The organism is Mesorhizobium sp. CO1-1-8 (assembly GCF_020164875.1).
Classification (GTDB): domain Bacteria; phylum Pseudomonadota; class Alphaproteobacteria; order Rhizobiales; family Rhizobiaceae; genus Mesorhizobium.
Window position 1 is genome coordinate 74850 of the sequence record NZ_JAIUGZ010000004.1, and the last position, 18032, is coordinate 92881.

Sequence of the window (18032 nt, forward strand, 5' to 3'; positions counted from 1 at the left end):
GACCGCGGGTCAGGCGACCGGCGCTGCCGGTGCCGGCTCAGCCCTGGCTGTTTCCTTGCGCACGATCGGCGCCACCCTGGTGCCGTAGAGTTCGATCGCCTTCATGATCTTGGCATGCGGCATGGCGCCGATCGCCATCTGCAGCAGGAAGCGGTCGTTTTTGAAGATCTTGTGCTGGGCGACGATCTTCTCGGCCACCTGCTCGGGACCGCCGACGAACAACGCGCCGTTGGGGCCGCGCGACTGGTCGAAATGCTCCCGCGATGTCGGACCCCAGCCGCGCTCGCGGCCAATGCGGTTCATCACCTCCGCCTGCGGGCCGTAAAAATCGTCGGCCGCCTGCTCGGTCGTCTCGGCAATGAAGCCGTGCACGTTGATGCTGGTGGCGAGGCCCGCCGGATCACTACCGGCGCGCTTGGCGGCTTCGCGATAGAGATCGAACAGCAGCGCGAAACGCGCCGGCTCGCCGCCGATGATGGCAAGCGCCAGCGGCAGGCCGAGCGCGCCCGCGCGGGCGGCGGATTGCGGCGTGCCGCCTATGGCGATCCAGACCGGCAGCCTGTCCTGGAAGGGCCTGGGATAAACGCCGCGATCGTTGATCGGCGCCCGCAGATTGCCTGACCAGGTGACCTTCACACTATCGCGGATGGCAAGCAGCAAGTCGAGCTTTTCGGCGAACAGCTCGTCATAGTCCTCGAGGTTGTAGCCGAACAGCGGGAAGGATTCGATGAACGAGCCGCGCCCGGCCATGATCTCGGCGCGGCCGCCCGACAGAAGATCGAGCGTGGCGAATTGCTGGAAAACGCGCACCGGGTCATCGGAAGACAGAACGGTGACCGCGCTGGTCAGCTTGATGCGCTTCGAACGCTCGGCCGCCGCGGCCAAGGCCACGACCGGTGCGGAGGCAGCATAGTCGGGCCGGTGATGCTCGCCGAGGCCAAAGACGTCGAGGCCGACCTGATCGGCCAGTTCGACCTCCTCGATCAGGTTGCGCAGCCGCTCATGCGGGCCAATGGCGCCGGGACCCGGTTGCGGGCTGACGTCGGCGAAGGTGTAGAGACCGAGTTCCATCTAATGTCATCCTGACGTTGGAATTTGCCGCTAGACGTAGCCATCCGCCAACCTCGCCGCCAGAGGGGCGACGGTGAACAGTGCATGTCGGTTTCGGTTCTATCTCTTCGTCGCAATTCCGGACGGAAAACCGCTTCACACTTTTCCTGGAATTGCTCTAAAGGCGTCTCCCGGCTGCAACAGCCAACAATTTCATGGCTGCCATGCCGTTTTGGCGCTTGAACTCTCGGTTTTCGCGCGTATGTAAGCGTCGGGAATTGACTTCAGGGAAGTGGACTTGGCTATCTACAGGGAAAAAGACGTTTTCGAGCGGCGCAACGCCGCAAACGAGGCAAAGAAGGCGCTCCTCGAGCGCTTCAAGGCAAAGCCGGCGGCGGATGATCCCGCAGTGCTGGCGCGGCAGGCTGAACGCAAGGCGATCCTTGCGGCCCGCGAAATCCGCGAGGCCGAAAAGGCCCGGCTGAAGCAGGAGAAGCTGGCACGCGAGGCGGTCGAGAAGGCCGAGCGCGAGGCAGCAGCCGAGGCAGCACGTATCGCCGCCGAGGAAGCTGCACAGGCTGAGGCCAAGATTCGGGAATCCGAAGAGAACGAGCGCATCGCCCGTTTTCTGGCCGACGAAGCCGAGCGCAAGGCCAAGCGGGACGCGCGTTATGCGGCACGCAAGCAGCGCACCGGCAGGACGCCGCCGGGCTTCTCCGCCCGCTAGCCTCAAGGCTGCGAAGCAATCTGCTTCGAGAATCAGGGTCGCCTCACAGCGGCCCTGATTGTGTTTGTCCCATGCATGTCGCCCGAAAGTGGTCCCGGTTTTGGGGGGACGACATGCATAAAACAAGAAGCATTATGATCAGGCGGCGAACTTCAGCCCCATGATGCCGCAGACGATGAGCGCGATGCAGGCCAGCCTGATCGCGGTGGCTGGTTCGCCGAGCAGCCAGATGCCGAGCAGTGCCGTACCGACGGTGCCGATGCCGGTCCACACCGCATAGGCGGTGCCGACGGGCAGCGCCTTCAGCGCCAGGCCGAGCAGCGTGAGGCTGACGATCATCGAGGCGACGGTCAGCACGGTCGGCACCAGCTTCGAGAAGCCATCGGTGTATTTGAGGCCTATTGCCCAGCCGATCTCGAACAGGCCGGCAAAAAAGAGAAGAATCCACGACATCGACAACGCTCCATCAGAGCATCGGACCGAAAAGCGATTTCGGCATCCGATGATCAGTCAAACAATGGCGGGTCGTCCCGTCCGGATTTGGGGAAGCGCGAGGTCGTCCCCGCCACGGCAATATAGGAATTTCGGGCGCTCGATCAACAGCGACCGGCAACAGTGTCGCCGGCCGTAATCCTATTGCGAAGTGAATCGCCGGACCTACTTGTCCTTGAGCTTCATCGCCTTGACCGGTGGCGCCTTCAGCGCGGGAGCCGGAGCGGGCTTCTTGGCGTCCTTCTTCGGCTTGCGGGCTTCCTTGCCTGCCTTCATCGCACCTTTAGCCATGATTCGTTCCTCCTGATGTGGGAAGCCAAGTGAAACAAGAGAACCGCCCGACTGCAAGGGGTTAGCGACGGCTGCCGCCGTCAGTGGATCGCTTTCAACCGGTTTCTAATTTGCTCGTAAACCATGGCGGTCCGTGCCATGGTCATTTTCGCACTGCAGCATCGACCCGAGCTTCGCCGGGTGATCGTCAGGCAGGCCGTCAGGACGACAATGCGAATCCACATCGGCTGCGAGATGAGCTTCGACTTTCCTCAGGAAACGCCGCTCATCGCCATGCTGAATGTCCACTATTCGCGAGCCTCCGATCTCGAGCGGCCGGACTTCCTGATCTCCAACCCGCCGGTGCCGATCCAAAGCTATCGCGACAGTTTCGGCAATTGGTGCAACCGGTTCGTCGCGCCGCCCGGGCGTTTCACCTTCGGGACGGATGCAGTGATCCGCGATCCCGGCACCTTCGAGATGGGCGACCTGATGGCCTGGCAGCACGAGGTGCGCGACCTGCCGGCGGAGACGCTGTTGTTCTTGCTGCCCAGCCGGTTTTGCGAAAGCGACCTTCTGGCTGATGAGGCGTGGCGGCTGTTCGGCAACACGCCGCTAGGCATTCCCCGCGTGCAGGCGGTCTGCGATTTCGTCCACAATCATATCGTCTTCAACTACGGCAATGCGCGGCCGACGCGCACCGCGGCGGAAGCCTATCGCGAACAGAGCGGCGTGTGCCGCGACTACGCGCATCTCGCCGTCACCTTCTGCCGGGCGCTCAACATCCCGACGCGCTACTGCACCGGCTACATCAGCGACATCGGCATGCCGAAGCCTTGGGCCAGCATGGATTTCTGCGCCTGGATGGAAGTCTATCTCGGCGGCCGCTGGCATGTCTTCGACCCGCGCAACAATGCGCCGCGCATCGGCCGCATCCTGATCGCCTCCGGCCGCGACGCCGCCGACGTGCCGCTGACCCACATATTCGGCCCGGGAACGCTTGCCGGCTTCAAGGTGTGGACCAGCGAGATCGTCGACTAGCCGCCGTCTTCTGCACTTAACGACGGTTCGCGCGTTGTGATGCCTGTGGAGCTTCTGCCGTCTGGCCGTTAGACTGGGTGCGCATCGAACGGGGACAACTCACCATGGCCGGGCATGGCGGCTCAAAAACGGTCATCTACGCAGCACTGGCCGGCAATCTGGCCATCGCGGTGACCAAGTTCGCCGCCGCCTTCTTCACCGGCAGTTCGGCGATGCTGTCGGAAGGCGTGCACTCGCTGGTCGATACCGGCAATGGCGGCCTGCTGCTCTACGGCATGCATCGCGCCGCCCGCCCGGCTGACCGGACACATCCGCTCGGTCACGGCCGAGAGCTCTATTTCTGGAGTTTCATCGTCGCGCTTCTGGTTTTCGCGCTGGGCGCCGGCGTGTCGTTCTACGAAGGTGTTATCCACATCATGGCGCCGGAGCCTGTCGCCAACGGCAAGGTCAACTACATCGTTCTTGGTCTGTCCTTTCTGTTCGAGGGCAGCTCCTGGCTGGTCGCGCTGAGGGAGTTCCGCAAGCAGAAGGGCAAGCAGGGCTGGTTGCGGGCCGTGCAGTCGAGCAAGGACCCGAGTGTCTACACCGTGCTGTTCGAGGACAGCGCAGCACTTCTCGGCCTGATCGTCGCGTTCGCCGGCATCCTGGCGGCGGAACTGCTGGAGATGCCGGAGCTCGACGGCGCCGCCTCGATCGGCATCGCGCTGATCCTCGGCGCGACGGCGATCTTCCTGGCCCGCGAAAGCAAGGGCCTGCTGATCGGCGAGCCGGCATCGCCCGAGGTGCAGATGAAGGTGCTGGCGATCGCCCAGCAGGATCCGGCGGTGCAGCGGGCGAACGGCGTCCTGACCGTCCATATGGGGCCGACAGAGATCGTCGCTGGCCTGAGCATCGAGTTCGAGGATCATCTGACGGCGCCCGAAGTCGAAGCTTGCGTCGAGCGCCTGGAAGCGCAACTGAGGAAGGAGATGCCGGAGATCACGCGGCTGTTCGTCAAGCCGCAGACGTCAGGCACCTGGGAGCAGCGGCGCAGGCTGATCGATTCCGCATCTGATCCTACCCTGGACTAGCGCCGCGCCATTGCCTCACGGCCTCGCCCCGCTAGATTGACGGGACTTGGAGGAACGAAGATGAGAATAGACGGCGGCTGTCATTGTGGCGCCATCACCTACGAGGCGGAGGTCGATCCGGAAAAGACGACGATCTGCCACTGCACGGATTGCCAGCAACTGACCGGCACGGCTTTTCGCCTGACGGTTCCGGCGCCCGAAAGCAACTACCGCATCACCAAGGGCACGCCGAAAATCTATATCAAGATCGTGGCGAGCGGCGCCAAGCGCACCCAGGCCTTTTGCGCCGACTGCGGTTCGCATCTTTACGCCACGTCTGTCGGAGATGGTCCGAAGGTCTATGGAATTCGCGTCGGGACCGCGCGGCAGCGCCAGAATCTGATCCCGACGCAGCAGAAATGGCACCGCTCGGCGCTGCACTGGTTGCCCGAATTTCAGGGCATGACCACGTTGGAGGAGCAGTAGCGCCGGTCCGGCACCGCGGCTTAGTCGTCGCCTTCGACGACCCTCAGCCTGAGCTGCCCGGTTTTCGAATCGGCAACGCGCGCGCCAGTGTCGACCTTCGCGGCGGGAGTCCGTGACGCGGCGTCCAGGGCGGCATCGCCGTCGGGCTGCGCGCCGAATTCCAGCGCCTCGATCTTCTGGCCGCGCTTGGTGACCTTCGACGTCGAAACCAGGATGTCGTCGATGTCCTTGGCCGACTGGCCGAAATGCACCTGCAGCTTGCGCACCCGCTCGTCGACACGCGCAACATCCTCCATCAGCCGGATGACCTCGCCCTGGATCAGGTGCGCCTGTTCGCGCATGCGGGCATCCTTGAGGATCGCCTGGATGACCTGGATCGACAGCATCAGCAATGACGGCGAGACGATGACGATGCGGGCACGGTGCGCCTTGTGCACGATCGCCTCGAAATTCTCGTGGATCTCGGCGAACACCGATTCCGAGGGCACGAACATGAAGGCGGTGTCCTGCGTCTCGCCCTGGATCAGGTATTTTTCCGAGATATCGCGGACATGGATCTCGATGTCGCGGCGAAAGGCCTGCGAGGCGGCCTTCTGCAGGTCGGCGCCGTCGGCGGCGCGGATGGCATTCCAGGCTTCGAGCGGAAACTTGGCGTCGATGGCCAGCGACGGTGCGCCGTTCGGCATCTTCACCAGGCAGTCGGGACGGCTGCCGTTCGACAGCGTCGCCTGGAATTCATAGGCGCCATGCGGCAGGCCGTCGGCAACGATCGCCTCCATGCGCGACTGGCCGAAAGCACCGCGCGTCTGCTTGTTGGAGAGGATCGCCTGCAACTGCACGACCTGGCCGGCGAGCGACTGGATGTTGCCCTGCGCGACATCGATGATGGCCAGCCGCTCCTGCAATTTGGCCAGGCTCTCATGCGTGGATTTGGTCTGCTCGGTCATGGTCTGGCCGAGCCGGCCGGTCATGGCGTCGAGGCGCTGGCCGATCGATTGCGTCAGCTCCGCCTGCCGTGCGCCGAACACTTCCGCGATAGCGCCCATGCGGCCCTGCATCTCGGCCTGGCTTTGCAGAATGCCGGCCATCCGCGCCTCGGCGTCGCGGGCATGATCGGCGGCTTCCGCGGCCGCCACGGCGCGCGCCTTCGCCGACCGCCACAACGCAACGACCAGCGCCACGAACAGGGTCAGAAACAGCAAAGCGCCGAAGGCCAGCGCATGGCCGAGCGTGATGGTTGTGGCGCCAAGCCGGGCGACAGGCTCCGAAAGGATGGTGCTCAAATCATTCATGTGGACAGCATAGACGATTCGTCGCGATAGCACAGATCAAAACGTGAACGAGCTTCATGCCAACCGGTTGACGCTTTTCGCTGGAGGTCTTACGTGGAACGCCATGCCGATCAAGCCGCTCATCATCCTTCCCGACCTCATCCTGCGCCAGGTTTCCAAGCCGGTGGAGCGTGTCGACGCGCCATTGCGCAAATTAGCCGACGACATGCTGGCGACCATGTATGACGCACCGGGCATTGGATTGGCGGCAATCCAGATCGGCGAGCCGCTGCGCTTGCTGGTGATCGATCTCGCCAAGGAAGACGAGACGCCGGCGCCGCATGTCTTCATCAATCCGGAAATCCTCGAGAGCGCCGATGCGCGCTCCGTCTACGAGGAGGGCTGCCTGTCGATCCCGGACTATTACGCCGAGGTCGAACGCCCGGCCTCCGTGCGGGTCAAATATCTCGACCGCGACGGCAAATTGCAGGAGATGGAGGCCGAGGGCCTGATGGCGACCTGCCTGCAGCATGAGATCGACCACCTCAACGGCGTCCTGTTCATCGACCACATCTCGAAGCTGAAGCGCGACATGGTGGTGAAGAAATTCAAGAAGCTCGCCAGGGACAAGGCGCCGAGTAAGCTGGCGGGATAGAGCACGAGTCCCCTCCAGGTCTTAATGTCGGCAGGATGCCACCAAACGGAGATGCCGATGGTCGACATGCTGATCAGGGACATTCCAGAGCCTTTGAAGCGCGAGATCGAACTGGCGGCGCGCGAGGTCGGCCAGAGCGTGTCGAACAAGGCCATCGGCCTTCTGCGCAAAGGCATAGTTGCGGAGAGGCAGGCCCGGGAGGAGCCGAGCCTCTCGGCGTGGGATGCAATTCGCTCGGCTTTCATATCTGAAAGCGCAATTGGCGATGAATACGCGGAAGTCATGGACAAGATCGAAGCGGAAAGAAAGCGCGACGGTCGCCCCGCGACTTCGACGGCCTTGACCTGAAGGTGATAACTCCGTTTGAAGCGGATGCTTGAGCCGGCACACGGCGCGAGCAAGAAGACAGGATACCGGAAGAAAAATGCCGCTTCGCGTCATCTTCATGGGCACGCCGGAGTTTTCAGTGCCGACTTTGCGCGCCATCGCCGAGGCTGGCCATGACATCGCCGCCGTCTATAGCCAGCCGCCGCGCGCCGCAGGGCGACGCGGGCTGGAACTGACACCGTCGCCAGTGCAGCGCGAGGCAGAGCGACTGGGCATCGAGGTGCGGACGCCGGTTTCACTCAAAAGCGAGGCCGAACAGGCCGCTTTTTGCGCCTTGCAGGCCGACGTCGCCATGGTCGTCGCCTATGGCTTGCTGCTGCCGAAGGCGGTTCTGGAGGCGACCCGGCTCGGCTGCATCAACGGCCATGCGTCGCTGCTGCCGCGCTGGCGCGGTGCCGCGCCGATCCAGCGCGCCATCATGGCCGGTGACCTGGAAAGTGGCATGATGGTGATGCGCATGGAAGAGGGGCTGGACACCGGTCCGGTCGGGCTGGTTGAAAAATGCGCCATCGAACCCGATATGACAGCCGGCGATCTGCATGATCGGTTGATGAGTGTCGGTGCTGCCTTGATGGTGGAAGCGCTGGCGCGGTTGGAAGGGAACACCCTGACATTCACCACACAAGCTGTGGATGGGGTGACCTACGCCAAGAAAATCGATAAATCCGAGACTCGCGTGGACTGGACTCGCTCAGCAAGCGAGGTCCACAATCATATTCGCGGCCTGTCGCCCTTTCCCGGCGCCTGGTCGGAGATAGGAATTGGCGGCCGCCAGGAGCGGCTGAAACTGCTTCGCTCGACGCTGTCGCAAGGCCTGTTGCCTTCGGAAGATTTGGGCGAGTCGGGAGGAATTCTCGATGATCGGCTGACGGTCGCCTGCGGGGCAGGCGCGATCAGGCTGGTCGAAGTTCAACGGGCGGGCGGAAAGCCCGCTGCCGCGTCGGAATTCCTGCGCGGGGCCAAGATCGAAAAAGGACTGAAATTCTCATGAGCATGATGTCGATACGCGCGGCAACGCCGCGGGATCGCGAGGCCATCCGCCTCGTCGAGGAACACGCTTTCGGCCAGCAGGCGGAGGCCGGCCTGGTCGACGCGCTGGTGACCGGCGGCGACGCGGTTGCCGAACTGGTTGCGGAAGAGGACGGCCAGGTGGTCGGCCACATCCTGTTTTCGCGGCTGTTCGTCCAGAATGGCGGCAAGACCTTCGCCGCCGTGGCGCTCGCGCCGCTGGCGGTGGAGCCCTCGTTCCATGGCAGCGGCATCGGCGGTGCGCTGATCCGCGAGGCGCATATCCGCCTCAAGGATGGCGGCGAGACGCTGGCGGTGGTGCTGGGCGATCCCACCTATTACGGGCGTTTCGGCTATAGCCACACGCGTGCCGAGAACTTCGAAAGCGAGTACCAGGGCGAAGCGCTGCAGGCGCTGGCCTGGGGTGACGCACCAGAAGCAGGCAGGCTGGTCTACGCCTCTGCCTTCACCGCTCTCGCCGCGTAGCGCAGTCCACCGTTTCACCGAAACGGCGAACTGCTCTACGTCTTTTGTTTTAACGCAATTCCGGACGGAAAGCCGCATCGCACTTTTCCTGGAATTGCTCGAGGCGAGAGTTCTAGCCGCAAATGCCGCGTTTTCGCCTCGACATCGAATATGACGGCAGCCTGTTTGCCGGCTGGCAGCACCAGGCGGATCAGCCTTCGGTGCAACAGGCGATCGAGCGTGCGATCGAAAAATTCTGCGGCGAAGCGATCAGGCTGCGCGCCGCCGGCCGCACCGATGCCGGCGTGCATGCGACAGCGCAGGTGGCGCATGTCGATCTCGTCAAGGCGTGGCAGGGCGACAAGGTGCGCGATGCCGTCAACGCCCATTTGCAGGCGGCGGGGGCGCGCATCGCCATCTTGGAGGCGACGGTCGTCTCCGACAGCTTCGACGCCCGCTTCTCGGCCATCGGCCGCCACTATCTCTACCGCATCCTGAACCGCCGTGCGCCGGCCGCGCTCGACAAGGGCAAGGTGTGGTGGGTGCCGAAGCGGCTCGACGCCGGCGCCATGCACGAAGCGGCGAAAGTTCTGCTCGGCCGGCATGACTTCACCACCTTCCGCTCGACCCAGTGCCAGGCCAACAGCCCGATCAGGACGCTTGAACGGCTCGATGTGAGCCGACAAGGCGACATGATCGAGGTCAGGGCTTCGGCGCGCTCGTTCCTGCACAACCAGGTGCGTTCGATGGTTGGCTCGCTCAAGCGGGTCGGCGACGGAGGCTGGAGCGCGGCCGACCTGAAAACAGCGCTCGAGTCGCACGACCGCGCAGCCTGCGGCCAAGTGGCGCCGCCCGACGGGCTGTTTCTCACCGGTGTCGATTATCCAGTCGAGACGAACCCCGAAAGGCTCTGAACTCCGACATCGTCCGGCACCGTGATGCCGAGCAGCGTCTGCAGGCCGAACAGCACCAGCAGCGACGCGATGAACATGCCGACGAAAACGGCGGTGCCGACCGCTGCGCCCTTGCCTATGGTGGCATTTGTCATGCGCCAGGTCAGCACCATAGAAAGGGCAAAGAGGGACAGTGACACAAGGCTCGAAACCTGGCTTGCGGACGACAGGAAAAGCCGGATCAGCGCCGAGGGCAGCATCAGCCAGGCGGTGATGGCCGAGGCCCAGTTGCTGGCAACGACGTAGTGGACAAAGCGGCCGCCTATGCCGGCGCGCGGCGCGATCAAAGCGAGCGCAACCAGCGGCAGCACCCAGGCGCCGATGTCGACCGTCGCCAGGCGCACCAGCATGCTGAAGCGCCCCGCGAAGGCGTCGGGATCGCCGATTTCGTTGGCGATGCCGACCCAGCCGACGATCAGCGCCGGTGCTGCAACGACAATGGCGAAGAAGGAATTCCAGAAGCCGTCGGCCGACAGGTCGAGCAGGCGCAGGCCGTCGGCCTTGCCGAGCATCAATCGCCAGGCGCCCGTCAGCGAAGCTTGGGTTTCGTCCGCCGAAAGCATGCTGTTCAGCCCTGTCCGAACCAGTCGTCTATGAAGCGCTGGTAGATTTGCGTCAGCGTCTCGAGGTCGGCAATGGCGACGCGCTCGTCGACCATGTGCATGGTCTTGCCGACCAGCCCGAACTCGACCACCGGGCAATAGTCCTTGATGAAACGTGCGTCGGACGTGCCACCGGAGGTCGACAGGGTCGGCTCCTTGCCGACCGCCGACTTGATCGAGCCGCGCAGCGTTTCGATCAGCCTGTCGTCACGGGTCAGGAAGACATGGCTCGGCCGGTCGCGCCAGACGAGCTCGTAGTCGACCGGCATGTTCTTGCCCTGCCGGTACTTCTTGCGCCTGGCTGCCTGGTCGAGCCGGTTGTGGATTTCGGCCTGCAAGGTCTCGTCCGTCCAGGTGTCGTTGAAGCGGATGTTGAAGGTCGCGGTCGCTTTGGCCGGGATGACATTGGTGGCCGGGTTGCCGACATCGATGGAGGTGATCTCCAGATTGGTCGGCTGGAAATCCCTGGTTCCCTTGTCGAAAACCGGATGCAGCAAGGCATCGACCAAGCTCATCAGCCCGCGCACCGGATTGTCGGCCAACTGCGGATAGGCGACATGGCCCTGGCGGCCACTGACGGTGACGGCGCCGGACATCGAGCCGCGGCGGCCGATCTTGATCATGTCGCCGAGCGCGTCCGGGTTGGTCGGCTCACCGACGACAGATGCATCCCATTTCTCGCCCCTGGAAGCCGCCCATTCGAGCAGCTTGACCGTGCCGTTGATCGCGGGGCCTTCCTCGTCGCCGGTGATCAGCAGCGAGACCGAGCCTTTCGGACCGCCATTGGCCTCGACATGGCGCGCCACGGCGGCGATGAAACAGGCAATGCCGCCCTTCATGTCGACGGCGCCGCGGCCATACATCTCGCCATTGGCGATCTCGGCGGCGAAGGGCGGATGCGTCCAGGCGGCTTCGTCGCCGACCGGCACCACGTCGGTGTGGCCGGCAAACATCAGATGCGGGCCGTTGCCGGAACGCCTTGCATAGAGGTTCTCGATGTCGGGCGTGCCGTCTTCGGAAAATACCGGCCGATCGATCAGGAAGCCGAGCGGCTTCAGCATCGTCTCCAGCGCGGTCAGCGCACCGCCCTCAGCGGGCGTCACCGAAGCGCAACGGATAAGGGTGGCTAGGTTTTCGGCAGGATCGGTCGGCAGCGTCATGGCAAAAGCGATAGTCGAAAGCGCAGGGCCTGTCACGGCCAGACATAAGGGCCAGCCTCATGGCTGGCGATACCGCCGGTATTATGGTTTTCATGTCGTATAGTTGCGGCCCCGGCGCGGGCGACAGGATGGCAGACAAGGACAAGCGGATCGTCATTGCCGGCGCCGGTAGCATCGGCTGCTATGCCGGCGGCTGCCTGGCGCTGGCCGGCCGAGAGGTCATTCTGCTGGCCCGGCCGCGCATCGAGGCGGCGTTGCTGCAGGACGGATTGCGGGTCACCGACCTCCAGGGCCGCGACCGCTCGATCAAGCCGGAGGCGCTTTCCGTCACTGCCGATCCGGCCGCCGCACTGCCGCTGGCGGACGTGATTCTGGTCACGGTCAAGAGCGGCGCGACGCAGGATATGGCGGATCTTATCAAAGCCCATGCCCGGCCCGATGCCGTGGTGATCAGCCTGCAGAACGGTGTCGACAATGCCGACAGGCTGCGCGCTGGACTTGCCGGACGTACGGTGCTGGCCGGCATGGTGCCGTTCAATGTGGTGCAGTCCCCGGATGGCGAGCTGCCGCCGCGCGTGCACCGCGCCAGCGCCGGCACGGTAGTGGTCGAAGATGGCGTCGCCGGCCTGGTCGACCTGCTTGGCGTCCAAGGGTTTGCGATCGAAACCCATCGCGACATGAAGGCTGTGCTGTGGGGCAAGCTGCTGATGAATTTGAACAACGCGCTGGTGGCGCTTTCCGACCTGCCGCTGGCGACCGAACTGGCCGATCGGCGCTGGCGGCTGATCCTGGCCAGCCAGATCGACGAGGCGCTGAGAGCGATGAAAGCGACCGGCATCGAGCCGGCGCGGATCGCCGGCCTGCGGCCGGCGCTGCTGCCGAAAGCGCTCGGGCTGCCGGACTGGCTGTTCAGACTGCTGGCACAGCGCATGCTGGCGATCGACCCGCAGGCGCGCTCATCAATGTGGGACGATCTTCAGCGCGGCCGGCCGACGGAGATCGACGACTTGCAGGGCGCCATCCTGCGGCTGGCGGAAAAAGCCGGCACGCCGGTGCCCACGGTTCAGCGGATCACCGCCTTGGTGCGCGCGGCGGAAGCGGAGCGGCTTGGCTCGCCGGGCCTGGCGCCGGAGCAGATTGTTGCACCGGTCGGCCGTCGATCAACGTGATCTTCTGCCAGATTTTCCGCGACAGGTTGGACGCCAGGTTCTCGATGTCGTTGACGCCGTCGATGACCACGTCGTCATTGACCGACTGTGCGAACAATGCGGCGATCTTGCCGGTGATCGATAGCATTTCGGAGCAATAGTCGAGGTAACGGGCCAGGTCGGCGGCATTGGTGATGCGGGCGGGCGAATGCGACGTCGGCTTGAAATCGGCCGACAGCGCCGCCGGATCCTTGGTCAGCTGGTGCATGTCGATGACGTGGATCAGCGAGCGCAGGCCATGCAGTTGGCGAAAGACCTGCTTGCGCTTGATGCGCTCCTCGGAGCGGATCAAGGCGAGAAATCCGACAATGGCGAGGATGAACATGTTGAGCGAAGCTTCGATGCCTTGCACCGACTGGACGGCATCACCGGGTTTGGAAATGCGGTCGAATGGCAGGACGGTGCCGACGAAGATGAACATCAATGCGCCGGCAACGACAGCGGCGACGATGAGGCCGCGCAGCCACCAGATCGGCGCTTCCAGGGCCTTGGCGCCCTGTGCCAGATCGCGCGACAGCGAGACCAGTTCGGCGGCTACGCCGCGCAGGCCGGCATCGGGGAAGCGCTCCGCAACGCGCGTCTCCAGCCGTTCCGCAGTCTCGATGATCAGCTTCGGATCAAGCGTACGGTAGCGCATGTCCGATCGAACCTCAGGGTTGTGCCGGCTCGTTGGTGCGCCGGCCATAGCGGTTGGGTCCAGGCTGCCCCGGAAACAGGCACAAGACAAGGAAGGCGACGATCGAGACCACCGGCACGAACAGGATCAGCGCGGCAATGCCCGGCTTGTCCAAATCGTGCAGCCGCTTTACCGCCAGGGCGATGTTCGACCACAGCGAGGCGATGAAGGCGACGAAGAAGATGAACGACCACATGTTGCTCTCGGCCGAACCTTCCGGCACCAGCGTGAAGCGGTAGAGCGGAAAGGCCTGGATGATGGCGACGAGCAACCCGCCAAGAAAATAGGCCGCGCGACTGACGCGGCCCGAGGTTTTGAAGAAAAGCCAGGTGAGATCTGATCTGTCAGGCAAGCGGGTCCGGTCCATATTGATTGGCGCCCCTGGCGCCTTCGAGAATGCCGCATTCCACCAGAAACCAGATCGGGCCGATCAATGGCACCAGCATGATCAGGCTCCACCAGCCCGACTTGCCGCGATCATGCCAGCGCTTGGCGTAGACTGCGAGTGCGAAATAGATCGAGGCCAGAGCGATGAGAATGCCGATGATGCCGATCTGGGCGCCACTGGCGGTGGTGATGCGTGTACCTAGGATCGCATCGAGAATGAAGGCAACGATGCCAATGACGATGAAAACGCCAATCGCGGCCCAGAACTTGCCACGGTTGATGCGGCCATCAAAGCTTGTGAGCAGATACTTCCAGTCCATGTCACCCCTCCATATTGAACCAGCGCGACCGATTGTCGCGCCGGCGGAAGGTGCGCTCGCTTTGCGCAAAGATCAATCGCGCAGCAATTCGTTGATCGAGGTCTTGGACCTGGTCCTGGCATCGACGCGCTTGACGATGACGGCGCAGTAGAGATTGGGGCCAGGCTCGTTGTTGGGAAACGGCTTGCCAGGCAGTGAACCGGCGACGACCACCGAATTCGGCGGCACTTCGCCGTAGAAAATCTCGCCGGTGGCACGGTCGACGATCTTGGTAGACTGGCCGATGAAGACACCCATGCCGAGCACCGAGCCTTCGCGCACGATGCAGCCCTCGACCACTTCCGAGCGCGCGCCGATGAAGCAATTGTCCTCGATGATGGTCGGGCCGGCCTGCATCGGCTCCAGCACGCCGCCGATGCCGACGCCGCCGGACAGATGCACGTTCTTGCCAATCTGGGCGCAGGAGCCGACCGAGGCCCAGGTGTCGACCATGGTGCCGGTATCGACATAGGCGCCGACATTGACGAAGGACGGCATCAGCACGGCGCCAGGCGCAACATAGGCCGAACGGCGCACGATCGACGACGGCACTGCGCGGAAGCCTGCCTTCTCGAAGTCGACAGCACTCCAGCCGTCGAACTTCGACGGCACCTTGTCCCACCACACCGCTTCGCCGGGACCACCCTTGATGATCTCCATCGGGTTGAGCCGGAAGGACAACAGCACGGCCTTCTTCAGCCACTGGTTGACATGCCACTTGCCGTCGGCCTGCCGCTCGGCGACACGGGCGGCGCCGCGGTCGAGCAGGTCAAGCGCCGACTGGATGGCATCGCGCGTTTCGCCGCGCGTCGCAGTCGAAATCGCGTCGCGTTCCTCGAAGGCCTTCTCGATGGTCTTTTCGAGGCTCGCCAGATCGGGCTTCGACATGAATTCGCTCCATTACCAAGCTGTTAAGGGGCTGCGCCTTAACCTGTTTTGAAAGTCGCGCGGACCCCTTGGCAGGCTTTGCCTGCCTGGGTCTTTGCATGTAGCAGGTTCTTGTCGCAAAACCGCCGGACACTTTTGCGGAACCTGCTTATGTTAAGGCTCAAGGGGGGTCAATCGCGCCTGCGTCATGGGACGACGCAGTCAAGGGAATTTGGACGGGTAATCTGATGACTCCTATGGAAAAGGCGGGGTGGACGCCGCTGCCGCATTCGGACGAGGATCTGGAGCGGTCGAAGAGCGTACCGGACACGCCGCAGACGCGTGCCGAAACCTACCGGCTCGCCTGGAACGATCCCGACTTCATGACGCGGCGCGAATTGCGCGCGGTCAGGCTGCAGCTCGAACTCCTGAAACCGGAAATGATCCTGGCCGAACGCGGCATTCGCTCGACGGTGATCCTGTTCGGCGGCGCGCGCCTGCCGGAACCCGGCGGCGAGGCCTGGGCGGCCAAGAACGAGACGCAGAAGAAGAACCTCGAGGAGAACAGCAAATACTACGAGGAAGCCCGCAAATTCGCCCGCCTCTGCTCGCAGCAGTCGGCTACCTCCTATTACCGCGAATATGTCGTGGTGACCGGCGGCGGGCCCGGCGTGATGGAAGCGGGAAACCGCGGCGCCGACGATGTCGGCGCGCCGTCGATCGGCCTCAACATCGTCCTGCCGCACGAGCAGGCGCCGAACATCTATGTGACGCCGGAGCTCTGCTTCAACTTCCATTATTTCGCGATCCGCAAGATGCATTTCGTCATGCGCGCCAAGGCGGTCGCGGTGTTTCCGGGCGGCTTCGGCACGATGGACGAATTCTTCGAGACGCTGACCCTGATCCAGACAGGGCGCATGGAGCGCGTGCCGGTGATCCTGTTCGGCAAATCCTTCTGGAAGCGGGCGATCGATCTCAATTTCCTCGCCGAGCAAGGCACGATCAGCCCCGGTGACCAGGACATCATCGACTTCGTCGACACCGCCGACGAAGCCTGGGAGATCATCAGCCGGTTCTACAAGTTAGGGGAGTAGGGTTGGGAATCGAGGAACTGAAGAACTGACGAATTGAGGAATGATCGATCCCCAATTCGTCAGTTCTTCAATTCTTCAATTCCCCTCCCCCCTCCTCCACAATCGCCGTCAGAAACCCCGCCAGATCGTCGGTGACGAAATCGACATCATCCTCATTGGCCGGGTCGCGCTCCCATATCTCGGAAAAGGTCGGCTCGAAATTGCGCGGCACGATAAGCACCGTGGTCATGCCGAGCGACTTCGGCACCGAAAGGTTACGGGCAAGGTCTTCGAACATCACCGCATTCTGGCCGGTGACGGCGTGGAGTTCGGCGAACTTCTCGTAGGTCTGGCGCGCCGGCTTGGGATTGAGCCCGGCGGCGACGATGTCGAAGATGTCGTCGAAATGGTCGAGGATGCCGAGCTGGCGCGCGGTGCGCTCGGCGTGCCTGCGGTCGCCATTGGTGAAGATGAATTTGCGGCCCGGCAGCTGCCGGATGGCGGTGCCGAGAACGGGATCAGGCACCAGCCATGAATAGTCGATATCGTGGACCTTCTCGAGGAAATCGTCGGGGTCGATGCCGTGGCGTGTCATCAGGCCGTTCAGTGTCGTGCCATATTCGCGGTAGAGTTCCTTCTGCAGCTTGCGCGCGTCGTCGCGCGGCAGCGCCAGCAGTTCGCCGACATAGGCGGTCATCTTGACGTCGATCTGCGAGAACAGGTTCGAATGATGCGGATAAAGCGTGTTGTCGAGGTCGAACACCCAATCGGTGACATGGGCGAAGCGGGCGGGGTCAGGGAGCGTGGTCATGCGATCCTTATGGCATGAAACGGGCCGCCTGAAAGAGACTTTATCCACAACTTCTGCTCGCTGAGGTTGCGTAAATCGCGTCACGATTAAAACTTTATGCATCCGGGAAAGGTGGCCTTCAGGGCTTGCTGGCAGAGAGGCAGTCTTGTGGGAGCAAGCGATGAACAGCATAATACTGAGATCCGCCGCCGTTGCTTTCGCCTCTGTCGCGGCCTCTCTCCTGCTGACCCTGATCATCGTTCCGGCGATGGGATTTCCGGTCAACCGCACCATCTGGCTGACCTCCACGCTCTGTCCGCTGGTGCTGGCATGGGCCGCCAGCGCAAGCACTTTCTGGCAAAGCGACAGGCTGAAAAACGCGCATCGCGACCTCGCCCGCGCCCATGCCCAGCTCGCTGCCGCGCATCGCCGCCTGGCGGAAAAGGCGAGCCGCGACGACATGACCGGCATGCTCAACCGGGAAAGCTTCTTTGCCGCGCTCGACGGTTCGCGCCGCAAGTCCGATCGCGGCGCGCTGCTGATCATCGACGCCGACCACTTCAAGAAGATCAACGATAATTTTGGCCACCCGACCGGCGATGACGCACTGCTTCTGATCGCCAGCGCGATCCAGCGCGGCGTGCGCAGCGGCGATGTGCTCGGCCGCATCGGCGGCGAGGAGTTCGGTGCCTTTCTGATCGGCGCCACCGAGCAGGAGGCCAAGCGCGTCGCCGAGCGCATTCGCCGCGAAGTCGAACTGATCCGCTTCCGGCCCGTCGACGAGCGGACCATTCCGCTCACGGTCAGCATCGGCGGCACCATCTGCGGCGAGGAAGCCAGTGTGTCGGAGCTGATGCGCGCCGCCGACCGGCGCCTCTACCAGGCCAAGCATCAGGGCCGAAACCTGACGATCCTCGATACGGATATCTCCGCGGCGGCGTGATCCGACCTGCCGCAACCGACCTGTTAAGAAAACTCTAACCCTGTTTGCACTCGATTGTACCGCTCAGCCGGGTTTTCACCGCTTTGCGGCCAGACTTGGCACGATACTGGCTT

23 protein-coding genes are annotated in these 18032 nt (G+C 63.4%); 12 read left to right on the forward strand and 11 right to left on the reverse strand.

Features of this window, described 5'->3' with window-relative positions; translation table 11 throughout:
* Positions 1-9 precede the first annotated feature (9 nt).
* Positions 10-1071, reverse strand: coding sequence for an LLM class flavin-dependent oxidoreductase (locus LB558_RS09275; RefSeq protein WP_224697290.1), 1062 nt, complete (start codon positions 1069-1071; stop codon positions 10-12).
* 277 nt (positions 1072-1348) lie between these two features.
* Here LB558_RS09275 and LB558_RS09280 point away from each other — a divergent pair, with 277 nt between their 5' ends.
* Positions 1349-1777: a DUF6481 family protein gene (locus tag LB558_RS09280; RefSeq protein ID WP_023761392.1), complete on the forward strand. Its 429-nt coding sequence runs from the start codon at positions 1349-1351 to the stop codon at positions 1775-1777.
* A gap of 138 nt (positions 1778-1915) precedes the next feature.
* On the opposite strand, the gene sugE is transcribed toward LB558_RS09280, so the two are convergent.
* Positions 1916-2230, reverse strand: coding sequence for a quaternary ammonium compound efflux SMR transporter SugE (gene sugE, locus LB558_RS09285; protein ID WP_064990686.1), 315 nt, complete (start codon positions 2228-2230; stop codon positions 1916-1918).
* Between the two features lie 204 nt (positions 2231-2434).
* Positions 2435-2560, reverse strand: coding sequence for a hypothetical protein (locus LB558_RS32890; protein ID WP_013528464.1), 126 nt, complete (start codon positions 2558-2560; stop codon positions 2435-2437).
* 210 nt (positions 2561-2770) lie between these two features.
* Here LB558_RS32890 and LB558_RS09290 point away from each other — a divergent pair, with 210 nt between their 5' ends.
* The 3 genes from LB558_RS09290 to LB558_RS09300 all read left to right on the forward strand — a co-directional run bounded on the left by LB558_RS09290 (position 2771) and on the right by LB558_RS09300 (position 5115).
* Complete coding sequence (locus LB558_RS09290; RefSeq protein ID WP_224697668.1) at positions 2771-3580, forward strand: transglutaminase-like domain-containing protein; 810 nt, start codon at positions 2771-2773, stop codon at positions 3578-3580.
* 104 nt (positions 3581-3684) lie between these two features.
* Entirely contained in the window at positions 3685-4650 is a 966-nt protein-coding gene (locus LB558_RS09295) for a cation diffusion facilitator family transporter (RefSeq protein WP_224697291.1), read from the forward strand.
* A 60-nt stretch (positions 4651-4710) separates the two neighbouring features.
* On the forward strand, positions 4711-5115 hold the full coding sequence (locus LB558_RS09300) for a GFA family protein (RefSeq protein WP_224697292.1): 405 nt from the start codon (positions 4711-4713) through the stop codon (positions 5113-5115).
* A 20-nt stretch (positions 5116-5135) separates the two neighbouring features.
* On the opposite strand, the gene LB558_RS09305 is transcribed toward LB558_RS09300, so the two are convergent.
* A complete protein-coding gene (locus LB558_RS09305) occupies positions 5136-6407 on the reverse strand; it encodes a DNA recombination protein RmuC (protein WP_224697293.1) in 1272 nt (423 codons plus the stop codon).
* Positions 6408-6510: 103 nt separating this feature from the next.
* Here LB558_RS09305 and def point away from each other — a divergent pair, with 103 nt between their 5' ends.
* The 5 genes from def (at position 6511) to truA (ending at position 9815) form a co-directional block, all read left to right on the forward strand.
* The gene (gene def, locus LB558_RS09310) at positions 6511-7041 is read left to right on the forward strand and encodes a peptide deformylase (RefSeq protein WP_224697669.1); all 531 of its coding nucleotides are present in this window, start codon (positions 6511-6513) and stop codon (positions 7039-7041) included.
* A 57-nt stretch (positions 7042-7098) separates the two neighbouring features.
* Positions 7099-7389 carry a plasmid stabilization protein gene (locus LB558_RS09315; protein WP_224697294.1) on the forward strand — a complete coding sequence of 97 codons (291 nt, stop codon included), beginning with the start codon at positions 7099-7101 and terminating at the stop codon, positions 7387-7389.
* 76 nt (positions 7390-7465) lie between these two features.
* Entirely contained in the window at positions 7466-8419 is a 954-nt protein-coding gene (gene fmt, locus LB558_RS09320; protein ID WP_224697295.1) for a methionyl-tRNA formyltransferase, read from the forward strand.
* The gene (locus tag LB558_RS09325; RefSeq protein ID WP_013528472.1) at positions 8416-8922 is read left to right on the forward strand and encodes a GNAT family N-acetyltransferase; all 507 of its coding nucleotides are present in this window, start codon (positions 8416-8418) and stop codon (positions 8920-8922) included. Before fmt ends, LB558_RS09325 begins: the two co-directional genes overlap by 4 nt.
* 122 nt (positions 8923-9044) lie before the next feature.
* A complete protein-coding gene (gene truA, locus LB558_RS09330) occupies positions 9045-9815 on the forward strand; it encodes a tRNA pseudouridine(38-40) synthase TruA (RefSeq protein WP_224697296.1) in 771 nt (256 codons plus the stop codon).
* Here truA and LB558_RS09335 read toward each other — a convergent pair.
* Entirely contained in the window at positions 9782-10417 is a 636-nt protein-coding gene (locus LB558_RS09335) for a transporter (protein WP_224697297.1), read from the reverse strand. The genes truA and LB558_RS09335 overlap by 34 nt on opposite strands.
* A gap of 5 nt (positions 10418-10422) precedes the next feature.
* Entirely contained in the window at positions 10423-11616 is a 1194-nt protein-coding gene (gene dapE, locus LB558_RS09340) for a succinyl-diaminopimelate desuccinylase (RefSeq protein ID WP_224697298.1), read from the reverse strand.
* A gap of 128 nt (positions 11617-11744) precedes the next feature.
* On the opposite strand from dapE, the gene LB558_RS09345 reads away from it, so the two are divergent.
* Complete coding sequence (locus tag LB558_RS09345) at positions 11745-12785, forward strand: 2-dehydropantoate 2-reductase (protein WP_224697299.1); 1041 nt, start codon at positions 11745-11747, stop codon at positions 12783-12785.
* On the opposite strand, the gene LB558_RS09350 is transcribed toward LB558_RS09345, so the two are convergent.
* From LB558_RS09350 to dapD, 4 genes are all read right to left on the reverse strand, one after another.
* The gene (locus LB558_RS09350) at positions 12688-13461 is read right to left on the reverse strand and encodes a hypothetical protein (RefSeq protein WP_063169724.1); all 774 of its coding nucleotides are present in this window, start codon (positions 13459-13461) and stop codon (positions 12688-12690) included. The two genes, LB558_RS09345 and LB558_RS09350, sit on opposite strands and share 98 nt — an antisense overlap.
* Positions 13462-13474: 13 nt before the next feature.
* The gene (locus tag LB558_RS09355) at positions 13475-13852 is read right to left on the reverse strand and encodes a DUF805 domain-containing protein (protein ID WP_024502086.1); all 378 of its coding nucleotides are present in this window, start codon (positions 13850-13852) and stop codon (positions 13475-13477) included.
* On the reverse strand, positions 13845-14207 hold the full coding sequence (locus LB558_RS09360; RefSeq protein WP_013528479.1) for a DUF805 domain-containing protein: 363 nt from the start codon (positions 14205-14207) through the stop codon (positions 13845-13847). The genes LB558_RS09355 and LB558_RS09360 overlap by 8 nt, the downstream gene beginning before the upstream one ends.
* A 72-nt stretch (positions 14208-14279) precedes the next feature.
* Positions 14280-15134: a 2,3,4,5-tetrahydropyridine-2,6-dicarboxylate N-succinyltransferase gene (dapD, locus tag LB558_RS09365; protein WP_224697300.1), complete on the reverse strand. Its 855-nt coding sequence runs from the start codon at positions 15132-15134 to the stop codon at positions 14280-14282.
* A 227-nt stretch (positions 15135-15361) separates the two neighbouring features.
* Between dapD and LB558_RS09370 the strand changes: the two genes are divergently transcribed.
* A complete protein-coding gene (locus LB558_RS09370; protein WP_224697301.1) occupies positions 15362-16207 on the forward strand; it encodes an LOG family protein in 846 nt (281 codons plus the stop codon).
* A gap of 67 nt (positions 16208-16274) precedes the next feature.
* Here LB558_RS09370 and LB558_RS09375 read toward each other — a convergent pair whose 3' ends face one another.
* A complete protein-coding gene (locus LB558_RS09375; protein WP_224697302.1) occupies positions 16275-16997 on the reverse strand; it encodes a pyrimidine 5'-nucleotidase in 723 nt (240 codons plus the stop codon).
* A gap of 160 nt (positions 16998-17157) precedes the next feature.
* On the opposite strand from LB558_RS09375, the gene LB558_RS09380 reads away from it, so the two are divergent.
* Positions 17158-17919 carry a GGDEF domain-containing protein gene (locus tag LB558_RS09380; protein ID WP_224697303.1) on the forward strand — a complete coding sequence of 254 codons (762 nt, stop codon included), beginning with the start codon at positions 17158-17160 and terminating at the stop codon, positions 17917-17919.
* The last annotated feature ends 113 nt before the right edge of the window (positions 17920-18032 follow it).